The sequence below is a fragment of the Microbacterium sp. KU4F genome (assembly GCF_056868075.1).
Map to the genome: position 1 here is coordinate 2,717,051 of NZ_CP200324.1, position 11,792 is coordinate 2,728,842.

9 protein-coding genes and 1 pseudogene are annotated in these 11,792 nt (G+C 70.5%); 7 read left to right on the forward strand and 3 right to left on the reverse strand.

From position 1 onward, the window contains the following. Positions 1-75: 75 nt before the first annotated feature. A complete protein-coding gene (locus tag AC1VNH_RS13725; protein WP_483111986.1) occupies positions 76-1,053 on the reverse strand; it encodes a MetQ/NlpA family ABC transporter substrate-binding protein in 978 nt (325 codons plus the stop codon). Positions 1,054-1,429: 376 nt separating this feature from the next. On the opposite strand from AC1VNH_RS13725, the gene AC1VNH_RS13730 reads away from it, so the two are divergent. From AC1VNH_RS13730 to AC1VNH_RS13740, 3 genes are all read left to right on the forward strand, one after another. Then, on the forward strand, positions 1,430-2,440 hold the full coding sequence (locus AC1VNH_RS13730) for a pyridoxal-phosphate dependent enzyme (RefSeq protein WP_483111988.1): 1,011 nt from the start codon (positions 1,430-1,432) through the stop codon (positions 2,438-2,440). Beyond that, on the forward strand, positions 2,437-3,594 hold the full coding sequence (locus AC1VNH_RS13735; RefSeq protein ID WP_483111990.1) for a cystathionine gamma-synthase: 1,158 nt from the start codon (positions 2,437-2,439) through the stop codon (positions 3,592-3,594). Before AC1VNH_RS13730 ends, AC1VNH_RS13735 begins: the two co-directional genes overlap by 4 nt. Positions 3,595-3,782: 188 nt before the next feature. Then, entirely contained in the window at positions 3,783-5,546 is a 1,764-nt protein-coding gene (locus AC1VNH_RS13740; RefSeq protein WP_483111992.1) for a sensor histidine kinase, read from the forward strand. A 273-nt stretch (positions 5,547-5,819) separates the two neighbouring features. Here the strand turns inward: AC1VNH_RS13740 and AC1VNH_RS13745 are convergent, their stop codons facing one another. Next, positions 5,820-7,808, reverse strand: coding sequence for a sensor histidine kinase (locus tag AC1VNH_RS13745; RefSeq protein WP_483111994.1), 1,989 nt, complete (start codon positions 7,806-7,808; stop codon positions 5,820-5,822). A gap of 69 nt (positions 7,809-7,877) precedes the next feature. Here AC1VNH_RS13745 and AC1VNH_RS13750 point away from each other — a divergent pair, with 69 nt between their 5' ends. Both AC1VNH_RS13750 and AC1VNH_RS13755 read left to right on the forward strand, forming a co-directional pair. Beyond that, on the forward strand, positions 7,878-8,243 hold the full coding sequence (locus tag AC1VNH_RS13750) for a response regulator transcription factor (protein WP_243226737.1): 366 nt from the start codon (positions 7,878-7,880) through the stop codon (positions 8,241-8,243). Continuing rightward, positions 8,240-9,091, forward strand: coding sequence for an endo alpha-1,4 polygalactosaminidase (locus AC1VNH_RS13755; protein WP_483111997.1), 852 nt, complete (start codon positions 8,240-8,242; stop codon positions 9,089-9,091). Before AC1VNH_RS13750 ends, AC1VNH_RS13755 begins: the two co-directional genes overlap by 4 nt. Before the next feature lie 33 nt (positions 9,092-9,124). Here the strand turns inward: AC1VNH_RS13755 and AC1VNH_RS13760 are convergent. Beyond that, positions 9,125-10,151, reverse strand: a pseudogene (locus AC1VNH_RS13760) (TerC family protein). 199 nt (positions 10,152-10,350) lie between these two features. Between AC1VNH_RS13760 and AC1VNH_RS13765 the strand changes: the two are divergent. Together AC1VNH_RS13765 and AC1VNH_RS13770 are read left to right on the forward strand one after the other, a co-directional pair. Continuing rightward, a complete protein-coding gene (locus AC1VNH_RS13765; RefSeq protein WP_483111999.1) occupies positions 10,351-11,502 on the forward strand; it encodes a MalY/PatB family protein in 1,152 nt (383 codons plus the stop codon). A 76-nt stretch (positions 11,503-11,578) separates the two neighbouring features. Next, positions 11,579-11,743 carry a hypothetical protein gene (locus tag AC1VNH_RS13770; RefSeq protein WP_483112001.1) on the forward strand — a complete coding sequence of 55 codons (165 nt, stop codon included), beginning with the start codon at positions 11,579-11,581 and terminating at the stop codon, positions 11,741-11,743. Positions 11,744-11,792 lie beyond the last annotated feature (49 nt).

Here is an 11,792-nt window from a genome sequence, read left to right on the forward strand (position 1 = left end):
GCGGGGGAGTGCTTCTCGCACCGGCCCGCTCGACGACCGAGGCTGATGTCGGTCGTCGAGCGGGCCGGCGGCGGATCAGCCGTTGGCGGCTGCGGACTTCTCGAGGTCGGCGAGCTTGGCGCGCAAGGTGTCGACCGGAATCTGCACGAGCACGGTCGCGCCCTTGTCCTCCTTCTCGAGAGCGGCGGCCGCCCGTGGGTCGGCGTACGCCTCCTCGAGGATCTTCCAGGCGGGGTCGTCCGCGTTGTCGGAGCGGCTGGCGACCACGTTGATGTACGGGAGGTTCTTCTCATCCAGCGAGTCGTCGAGGTACAGGGCTTTGTCCGCCGTGATGCCCTGCGACGGGTCGAAGTAGGACAGACCGACGACGACGGCGGACAGGCTGGGGTCGTCGAACTGCTGCGGAATGGTCGTCGCCGCGATCGGCACGAACTGGAGGTTCTTCGGGTTGGCGGTCACGTCGTCCACAGAGGGGAAGTCGCCCGCATCCTTGCTCAGCGCAATGAGCCCCGCCGAGGCCAGGATGCCTAGTGCGCGGCCGCCGTTGGAGGGGTCGTCGGGGATCGCGATGCGACCGCCGTCCGGGATCTCATCGGTGTCGCCGAGGGTCGCCGAGAAGATGCCCCACTGCGTGATGAGCGTCGAGAAGACCGGTGTGAGGTCTTCGTTGTTCTGGGCGTTGAAGTTGGAGAGGTACAGGATGTGCTGGAACGCGTTGCCGTCGACCGTTCCGGCGGCGAGCTCGGTGTTCGGCAGCACCCAGTCGTCGACGTTGACCCAGGTCACGTCGAGTCCCTTCTCCGCCGCGATGTCGGCGATCGCGCTCTGGAAGTCGGAGTCCTCACTGACCGCGATGCGCAGCGAGAGTCGCTCCTCGGATGCGGCGGCCGCTGGCTCCTCGGAGCGGGTGAGGTTTGCCACGATGGCGACCACGCCGACGATCACGGCGACGACGGCGACGGCTGCGACGCTCAGCCAGACGGTGCGCCGACGCTTACGCGATGCGTCGAGGGCGGTTCGGAGGTCGGGGGATTCTGACGGCTTCTCGGACATGGGATATCTCCTTGCTCTGGCCCGTTGCGCCATAGGTGCGCGGGGCTCGGTGTGCTGTGTCGGGCGACCCGTGGATCGCGATGCCCCATTGCGACACACCGGGTCGACGGCGTCCGATCCGAGCCGTCACACCTCGTCGCGCGTCGTCACATCCCGTCACGCACGCCGGCGGATGCGGCCGGGCCACCCCGCGCACGCTGGCCGATGCGGCCGGGGAGGACAAAGGACCGACGCGGACGTCTGGTAGGGTCGCAGCGTGCTTACCTGTCGTTGTTGTCGCTGAGTGATCCCGTGCGCCCTCTCGCGCACCCTCACCGATAACCTCCGACAACCCAGGCGCCCGCATCCGGGCCCCGCCGCACCCAGGGACACCTCCATGCGTTACGCATCCAGCGTCGCCGCGCTCGTCGGCAACACCCCGCTCGTCAAGCTCAACCGCGTCACCGACGGCATTGATGCCACGGTGCTCGCCAAGGTCGAGTACTTCAACCCCGGCGGCTCCGCCAAGGACCGCATCGCGAAGAACATCATCGACGCCGCGGAGCGCGACGGCCTGCTGCAGCCGGGCGGCACGATCGTCGAGCCCACGAGCGGCAACACCGGCGTGGGCCTGGCGCTGGTGGCCCTCGAGCGCGGCTATCGCATGATCTTCGTCGTGCCCGACAAGTTCGCCGGCGAGAAGGTCGCGGTGCTGCGAGCGTACGGCGCCGAGGTCGTGATGACTCCCACCTCGGTTCCGCCCGAGCATCCGGACTCCTACTACAGCGTGTCCGATCGGCTGGCGCGTGAGATCCCCGGGGCGTTCAAGCCGAACCAGTTCGCCAACCAGAACGGCCCGCGCGGCCACTTCGAGACCACGGGGCCGGAGATCTGGGCCGACACCGACGGCGCTGTCACGCACTTCGTCGCCGGCATCGGCACGGGCGGCACGATCAGTGGCACGGGCCGCTTTCTCAAACAGGCCTCCGAAGGGCGCGTCACGGTGATCGGTGCCGACCCCGAGGGGTCGATCTACTCCGGCGGCCCGCTGCACGGATATCTCGTCGAGGGCGTCGGCGAGGACTTCTGGCCGACCACCTTCGACCCCGCCGTCGTCGACCGGTACGAGCGCGTGGACGACGCCGAGGCCTTCGCGATGACGCGCCGCCTCGCTCGCGAGGAGGGCCTGCTCGTGGGCGGATCGGGGGGGATGGCGGTGGTCGCCGCCCTCCGGGCCGCGCGCGAGCTGCCCGCCGACGCCGTGGTCGTCGTGGTGCTGCCCGATCACGGCCGCGGCTACCTCAGCAAGATCTTCGACGACACCTGGATGACCGACCACGGATTCGCCGTCGAACAGACCACGAGCCGGCTCGCCGAAGCCGGCACCGACGAAGGAGCACAACGATGACCAACCCCGCAGCCCGCGCCTTCGCCAGTCTCGCGGTCCACGCCGGGCAGGACTTCGACCCCACCACCGGTGCGGTCATCCCGCCGATCCACATGAGCACCACGTTCGCGCAGGACGGCATCGGCGGTCTTCGCGGCGGCTACGAGTACGGCCGCAGCGGCAACCCCACCCGCACCGCCCTGGAGACGCAGCTTGCCGCCATCGAGCACGGCGAGCACGCGCTGTCGTTCTCGTCAGGGCTCGCCGCCGAGGACGCGCTGCTGCGCGCCGTGCTGAAGCCGGGCGACGAGGTCCTCCTCGGCAGCGACGTCTACGGCGGCACCTACCGGCTGCTCGCCCGGGTGCTCGGCCCGTGGGGCGTCACGCTGCGCGTGGTCGACATGAGCGATCTGGATGCGGTCGCCGCCGCCCTCGAGGAGCGGCCGGCCCGCATCCTCTGGGTCGAAACGCCCTCCAACCCCCTGCTGAAGGTCAGCGACATCTCGGGGCTCGCACGCCTCGGGCACGCCGCGGGCGCGCTCGTCGTGGTCGACAACACGTTCGCGACGCCCGCCCTGCAGCAGCCGCTCGCCCTCGGCGCGGATGTCGTCGTCCATTCCACGACCAAGTACCTCGGCGGTCACTCCGACGTCGTCGGCGGCGCCCTCGTGACCAACGATGCCGAGCTCGCCGAGGCGGCGCGTTTCCTGCAGTTCGCCGTCGGCGCGGTCTCGAGCCCGTTCGATGCCTGGCTGACCACGCGCGGGATCAAGACCCTCGGGGTGCGGATGCAGCGCCACAGCGAGAACGGCGAGGCCGTCGCGCGGTTCCTCGCCGATCACGAGCGTGTGGCCGCCGTCTACTACCCGGGGCTCTCGACGCATCCCGGCCACGACATCGCGGGCGGGCAGATGAGCGGGTTCGGCGGCATCGTGTCGCTGGCGCTCGCCGACCAGGCCGCGGCCCGCCGCTTCGCCGAGTCGACGCGCCTGTTCACCCTCGCCGAGTCGCTCGGGGGCGTCGAGTCCCTCGTGAACTATCCCGACGCGATGACCCACGCGTCGGTGCGCGGGACCGAGCTCGCGGTGCCCGTGGAGGTCGTGCGGCTCTCGGTGGGCATCGAGGACACGGCGGACCTTCTCGCCGATCTGGATGCGGCGCTCGCCGCGATCTGAGCGCGCACATCCCCTGACGGCGCGCACGCAATACGCTGCATGACGCCCCATCCGGCGTCGCGCTGGGTACAGTAGTCGCGCAAAGCAGGTCGACCCGACGGCCTGAGGGGATCTATGAGATCGATGGTGCGCGCGAATTCCGTGTCGTCGAATGCGTCGAGCGACGCCGTGACCGGACGGAACCGGCGATGACGCCTGCCCGCGCGTACGCCGAGATGCGCGGAGGCGGCGCCGTGGGCGGTGCGCGGCGCGTGGCACGGATCTGGTGGGGGACCCTGGCCAGCGGGCGCTTCTTCAGCGGATGGAGCGCCGCCGTCTCCCTCCTGATCGCGGTGACCGTGCTCGGCGCCTACCGGTCCGTGAACTCGACGGTGGAGTATCTGCCCGCCATCGGCGTGTCGGCTCTCGTGTGGGCCGTGCTGGTCGTGCTCGTGCTGCCCGTGGCGTGGGCCGAGCGACGGATACGACGCCGTCGCTGGCGCGCTCTTCTCGTGCTCGCCGCGGTCGTGGCCGTCGGCGCCGCACGTCCGCTGCTCAACGACGCCGCAGGTCTGCTGCTCCTGCGCGAGCCGAGCACGGGGTCGTGGGCCGAGCGCATCACGACGAACGTGATCATCTGGCTCATCGTGCTCTCCATCGTCGCGACGGCGACGGTGGCCTACGACGCGACCCGCAACGCGAGCGCGCGTCTGCGGGTCGCGCTGTCGGATCTGAACGAGGCCGACCGTCGCGCCGACGCCTACGCGCGCCGTACCCGCATCCTGCTGCACGAGCAGATCGCGACGCTGCGCACCGAGCTCGCCGAGCTGGTGGCGAAGAGCCCCGGCTTCGACGACGTCAGCGCGTTCTCGCAGTCGGTCCGCGCGGTCAGCCACGATCTCGAGGACGAGGCGTCGCTGCCGTTGTCCGAGATCGCTGCGGGGACCGGTCCTGTGGAGGTGCCCACGGCTCCCCGGCGCCCGCTTCTGGCCCGGCTGCGTCCGCCGAGCCCTGTCGTGGTCAGCGTCGCTTACGTGGTCGGCAGCCTTCCGTACACCCTGACGACCGTGTCGACGGGGCTCGCCCTCATCGCCGTCGTGCTGGTGTTCGTCTGCGGATTCGTTGCGAACGGGGTCGCCCGTCGCTCCTCGCGCCGCCGGTCGGCCACGGCGCGCGGCGGCGCCATCCTGTTCGCCTGGTTCGCGGCCGGGGTGCTCTTCTCCGCCGTCGCGATCTTGCTGGCGCCCCACACCCTGCCGACGGCGCTCGTTCCGATCCTCGCCTTCCCCCTGCTCGCGGCCATCGTCGGCGTCTCCTCCGACGCCATCCACAGCTCCATCGTGCAGACGCGTCGCCTGTCGCGTGCTCTGGCCGCGCAGACGGATGCCGTGGCCACGCGCACGACACGCGCGCGCCTCGAGCTGCGCAGCGCGGCCGAGCAGCTGCACGGGCGGGTGCAGGGGCGGTGCGTGCTGTTCGCGGCGACGGTCGATGAGCGCGCGGCGACCACCGACGAACTTGACGCCTTCGCGGCGACGATCGCGCTGGCCCTCGCGGAGATCGAGGGCACGGCACCGACATCCGCCGTGCCGGCGCCGGTCGCGCCGTCGGATGCCCTCGCCCAGATGATCGAGACGTGGTCGCACGTACTCGAGATCTCGAGCGACATCGATGCCGACGCACGGATCGCGTTGGGGCGGGAGGACGTGACGCGCCGGGTCGTCGACATCGCGAGCGAGGGCTTCCTCAATGCGGTCAAGCACTCGGGTGCGAAGCGCGCGACGCTGGAGGTGACCCACGGCGACCCGGATGCGGCCCCGGAGTTGCGCGTGGAGGTGTCGTCGCCGGGACGGCTCGGCTCGGCGTTGCCGCTCACCGCGGGTCGAGGAATCGCCAACCTGGGCGGGGCGCATCTGTTCCAGCGGGGCCGCGACGTCGTGCTCGAGGCGCGCGTGCCGTTGCCCGCCGCCTGACCCGCCGCGCGTGTGGTGTGCCCCCGCGCGTGGCCCTCCCCCGCGTGTCTCAGTTGTGCACGTTGGGGAGTGGGTTTGCGTGCATTTGTGAGACACGCAGTGGTGGTGGCGGCGTGTACAAGCCTGCGTGTCTCAGTTGTGCACGTTGGGGCGTGGGTTCGCGTGCATTTGTGAGACACGCAGTGGATGCGGTCAGCGAGCCAGCCGGGTGCGCGCGTCGGCGGTGCCCGTCGCCTGACCCGCGCGCAGGGCATGGATGCGGGGGCGCGAGGCTCAGGCGGGTTGCGGCGCCGCCGGCAGCCGCAGCACCGCACGCAGACCGCCGGACGCAGGGGAGAGGAGCTCCAGTGTCCCGCCGTTGCGCCGCGCGAGTCGCTGCGCGATCGACAGGCCGAGGCCGACGCCGGGTGTACCGGACTGCTCCGCCTCCGAAGCGCGGAAGAACCGGTCGAACGCCCGCTCCCGGTCACTGTCGCTCATGCCCGGCCCGCTGTCGCTGATCGAGAACTCGGTGGTCTCGCCGTCGTCGCGCACGCGCACGAGGACGTCGCCGTCGGCAGGCGTGAACAGGATCGCGTTCGACAGGAGCGCCGCCAGGGAGCGATGGATGTCGGCAGGAACGCCGTGCACGTTGGTTCCGGCGTCGATGTCGATCTCGAGGCGCAGCCGCTTCTCGTCGGCCGCGGCACCGTGCGTGGCGACGATCGCCGCCACCACGGAACGGGTGGAGACCGTGCGCCGCTCGCCGGGGCTCACGGGCGTCGCGTGGGCACCGCCGACCATCAGCAGGTCTTCCACGAGGTCCGACAGGCGCAAACCGTTCCGTCGGATGCGGGCGACCCAGTCGCGTTCGAGCGGCGTCAGCGCGGGCGACTCCTCGAGAAGCTCCGCGTAGCCCAGCACATTGGTCAAGGGCGTCCGGAGCTCATGACTCGTGGTCGAGACGAAGTCGTCGCGCTGCCGACTGAGATCGGCCCGCAGTTCGGTGGCCGCGGCGCGCTCACGCTCCGCATCCGCCCGCGCCTGGATCATGCGTACGGTGTTCGATACGTCGAGCAGCTGCACGGCGAACAGTCCTGGATCTTTCTCGATCGGGTTGGCCACGAGGCGCAGCGAGGTGTCTCCGTCGACGTGCACGCGCTCGACGTCGTCGCGGCTCGCGTGGCGGGCGACGTGCTCGAGGGGACCCTTCCAGCCGTCGCCGTCGAGTTCCGCCGCGATCATCGAGCGGGCGGCGGGATTCGCCCACAGCAGCTGTGTGCTCTCCCCGTCGCGGCGCGCGACGGCGAGGCCCACCTCGGTCTCGACCAGGCCGCCCGAGAGCAGGTGCGTGGTGCGCGCTGCCACCCGTGCCGCCTCCCGTTGTTCGGCGCGCGCCGTCAGCAGCAGCAGCGACACGGTCGCCAGCGCGATGAGGAAGATCTCGACGGTGACCGCGCGCTCGGTCGGGGTGAGTCCGAGGGCGAAGGGCCCCCGCCCCGCCAGGGTGACCAGGAGAATCGCGACGCCGGCGACCAGCACTTCGATGAGGGCCGCGACGAACGGCAGGCGCAGGCATCCCCAGGCGATGATCATGAACGGCAGGAAGGTGAGGGGGATCTCCACGCGCGGGAAGGCGACGAACGCGAGCACGCCGAGCAGCAGCGCGGGCTGCAGCACCGCCTCCCAGCGCGGCAGGGTCACCGGTCCGGAAGAGGGCGGGATGCAGGCGAACGGGGCGATCAGAAGCACGGCCGCTGCGTGAGAGGGGAAGACGCTCAGCGCCGTCGCGGAGAAGTCGCCGCCGCCCAGCACTGCGGCCGTCGCGGCGGCGATCACGGCGGCCACGATGGCGCCTGTGAGGCTGGCCACCACGAGCACGAGCGCCTCGCGCGTACGGCGCAGGACGAAGGGGTTGGAGCTGCGGTATCCCCAGATCGCCAGCACGGCCAACAGCGCGGCGATCTCTGCCGCGTTGCCCAACGCGTAGCCCACCGCGACCGCGAGCGAACGCCCGTGGATGAGGTTGGGGATCACCGTCGCGGCCAGGACGAGGAGCACGACCCCGCCGCGGCGACGCGGCGGATTGAGGAGCGCGAGCAGGGCTGACGCGCCCGCGGCCGGCCACCATGCGGCGGCGCTGCCTCCGGGAGGGGTGAAGATCGTCCCGGTGAGGCCCAGGGCGGCGACTGTGATCGCGGCGATCGGCCAACTCCACCACGGGGGGATCCATTCGGACCTCGACGGGGCGCCGAGTGTCGCGAACGGGGCCGCAGCCTTCATACTGTGAACGTACCCTCTCGGCGGCGCCCGCCCCGTACACGAGGCAGGGGTTGCAAGGAGGTGGCGGCCGTGGCGAGCATTCTGGTCGTCGAAGACGACGCCGATGTGGCGCAGCTGATCCAGCACCGCCTGGCAGCGTCGGGGCACGAGGTCGCCGTTGCACCGGACGGCGAGCAGGGCCTCGTCGCCGCGCGCGACGCGCATCCCTCCCTCGTGATCCTCGACTGGATGATGCCGCACCGCACCGGCCTGGAGGTGTGCGCCGAGCTCCGTGGTGACGCCTCGTTCGCCGACACCCGCATCATGATGCTCACCGCCAGGGCGCAGGACGAGGACATCGCCCGCGCGCTTTCCGCCGGCGCCGACGACTTCATGACGAAGCCCTTCTCGCCGCGCGAGCTCGTCGCGCGGGTGGGGGCCCTGCTCGCCTCATGACGCGCACCCGCGCCGCGTTGGCGCCGGCGCGGGTGCTCGCCGCCGGCGTGCTCGCTGTCGCATTGGCCGGCGTGGTCGCGTGCGCGAGCGGGCCGGCCTCGGTCTCAGATTCCGGCTCAGTGATGGGGCGGCTGCCCGCGGGAACGCCCGTCGACTATCAGCTCGGCGGCGCGTATCCACCGGATCCGCGGGTGGGGATCGTCGCCCGCGACCGCACGGCCGCACCCGCGCCCGGGGTGTACTCGATCTGCTATCTCAACGCGTTCCAGACGCAGCCGAGCGAGCGCGACGAATGGCCCGACGACCTCGTCCTGCGCCAGAACGGTGCCGACCTGATGGACCCGGACTGGCCGGACGAAGCGCTCCTCGACACCCGTTCGGATGACGCTCGCGAGGGCATCGCGGCGCGCGTCGGCGAGTGGATCGACGGCTGTGCTGCGGCAGGTTACGCGGCGGTGGAGTTCGACAACCTCGACACGTACACCCGTTCGGACGGTCTCCTCAGCGCCGACGACAACCTCGCCCTCGCGACGCTGCTGGTGGAACGGGCGCATCGCGCGGGGCTCGCGGCGGGCCAGAAGAACGCGGCGGAGGATGCCGAGCGCCTGCGCGCCGAGGCCGGCTTCGACTTCGCGGTGGTGGAGGAGTGCGCGTACTACGACGAGTGCACGGCCTACACCGATGTCTACGGCGACGCCGTGGTCGCGATCGAGTACACCGACGCGATCGACCGGCCGTTCGACGAGCTCTGCGCCGATCCCGCCGTGCCCGCATCCCTCGTGCTTCGCGATCGCGACCTCACGATGCCGGGGGATGCGGACTACGCCTTCGAGATCTGCGCGCTCTGACGCGGCGCCGGACCCGGGGACGGGAGGCGGCGGTCAGTGCTCGTCGACCTCGGCGGCGGCGACGGGGTGCCCCTGCACCTGAGCGCGGTCGGCCTTCAGACGGTCGTTCCGGGTCTTGAGCAGGCTCGCGACGGTGGCCACCGCGATCGTCGCGCCGATGAACAGCAGCGAGAACCAGATCGGGATCTCGGGGACCCAGTCGATGTGCTGGCCGCCGTTGATGAAGGGCAGCTCGTTCACGTGCAGCGCGTGGAAGACGAGCTTCACGCCGATGAAGGCCAGGATGACGGCGAGGCCCTGCGCGAGGTACACCAGGCGCTCCAGCAATCCGCCGATGAGGAAGAAGCTGACGCAGGCCCATCAGGGCGAAGGCGTTCGCGGTGAAGACGATGTACGCCTCCTGCGTGAGCCCGTAGATCGCGGGGATCGAGTCGAGGGCGAAGACCAGATCGATGAAGCCGACGGCGACGATCGTCAGGAGCATCGGGGTCACGAAGCGCTTGCCGTCGATCTTCACGGTCAGCCGGTCGCCGTGGTACTCGTCGCGCACCGGAAGGATGCGGCGCATGAACCGCACGATCCGCCCGTTCGAGGGGTCGGACTCGTGGCTCGAGAACGCCTGCTGCCAGGCCAGGTAGAGCAGGAACGCGCCGAAGATGTAGAACACCCACGAGAAGTTCTCGATCAGGGTCGCGCCCAGCGCGATGAAGGCGCCGCGCATGATGAGCGCGATCACGATGCCGATCATGAGCACCTTCTGCTGGTACTCCTTCGGCACCGCGAAGCCCGTCATGATGATGAGGAAGACGAAGAGGTTGTCGATCGACAGGGCCTTCTCCGTCAGGTATCCGGCGAAGTACTCGCCGCCGAACGTCCAGCCCGAGACCATACCGATCCCGACGCCGAACAGCAGCGCCAGGCCGATGTAGAAGACGGACCAGACGGCGGACTCGCGGATGGTGGGGGCGTGCGGCTTGCGCACGTGCACGAAGAACTCGAAGACGAAGAAGGCGATCGTGATCGCGATCGTGATGAGCCAGATGGCGGGGGTGACGTTCACGGAGAACTCCAAGGGGTGGGCGTACGGTCATGACGCCAAGGTCTCCTCCGCCCCGATGCTGGTCGGGACCGGCGGCCCGGGATCCGACGTTGGATCCGTACTGACGAGCCGACCGCGAGCGGGAGTACTCCCCTTGCTTGAATGACAGAATACGGCATCCCGGGCACTCGGAGAGCACGTCACCGGTAGCGTCGGATCTGTGACGCATCCCTACGACGAACGCGGCCGCGAGACGCTCGATCGCCCGGAGAGTCGCAAGTGGAGTCTGCATCCGGGAAAGATCGGCGCGTGGGTGGCCGAGATGGACTTCGGCACGGCGCCGGTGGTGACCGCGGCGCTGCACCGCGCGGTGGAGGAGGAGACGCTCGGCTATCTGTCTCCCGCGCTCGCCCAGCGGATGTCGGTCGCGACGGCGGGATGGATGCGGCGCGCCTACGGCTGGAGCATCGAACCCGAGCATGTGCATCCCGTCGCCGACGTGATGGCGGCGCTGGGGGTCGCGGTGCGGACGTTCGCCCCCGTCGGGTCGCCGGTGATCGTTCCCACACCCGCGTACATGCCGTTCCTCACCTATCTCCCGGCCATCGGGCACCCCGTGATCCCGGTACCGGGGCGCGTGGTGTCGGGGCGGTGGGAGCACGACATCGACGGAATCGATGCGGCGTTCTCGGCCGGCGCGCGCACGCTCGTGCTGTGCAACCCGCACAATCCGACCGGCTCGGTCCTCACTCGTGAGGAGCTCACCCGGATCGCCGATGTGGTCGAACGCCACGGGGGCCGGGTCTTCGCCGACGAGATCCACGCGCCGCTGCGCTACGGCGGGCTCGCGCACGTGCCGTATGCCTCCCTCTCCGAGGCCACCGCCGCGCACACCCTCACGGGCACGAGCGCGTCGAAGGCGTGGAACATTCCTGGGGTCAAGGCCGCCCAGCTCATCACCTCGAACCAGAACGACGACGACATCTATCGACGAGTGGGTTTCGCGCACGTGCACGGTGCCTCGACTCTCGGCGTCGTGGCATCCATCGCCGCGTACGAGGAAGGAGAGCCCTGGCTCGCCGAGACGCTCGACTACCTCGACGGCAATCGGATGCTGCTGGTGGATCTGCTCTCGCAGCACCTTCCGGAGGTGCGGTACACGCCGCCGGAGGGCACCTACCTCGCCTGGCTCGACGCGCGCCGCCTCGAGCTGCCGGGCGCGCCCGCCGACTTCTTCCGCGAGCGCGCGGGGGTCGTGCTGACCGACGGCGCACTGTGCGCTGCTCCCGGATTCCTCCGGCTCGTGCTCGCGATGCCGCGTCCGCTGCTCGCGGACGCGGTCGCCGCCATGGGCGCGAGCGCGCGCGACTAGACGGGTCGCCGCGGATACGCAACCCCCGTGGCCTGCCGCATCCGCCGACCTACCGTGATCGCAGCAGGAGGCGGTCATGAGTATCAAGGAGCACGACGATCTCCGCGATGACGCGGACTATTTCGAGGATGACGTGCGGCGGGAGTTCGAGGAGCGCTTCGGCACCGCCGCGCCGGAGCCGGCGAGCCCGATCAGCAAGCCCATTCCCATCCCGAGCTTCCGGCCGCTGCGGCGGCGGTAGCCGAACGGGGTTCTCCGTCTCGGGCTGACGGGCGGCATCCTCCCGCGCG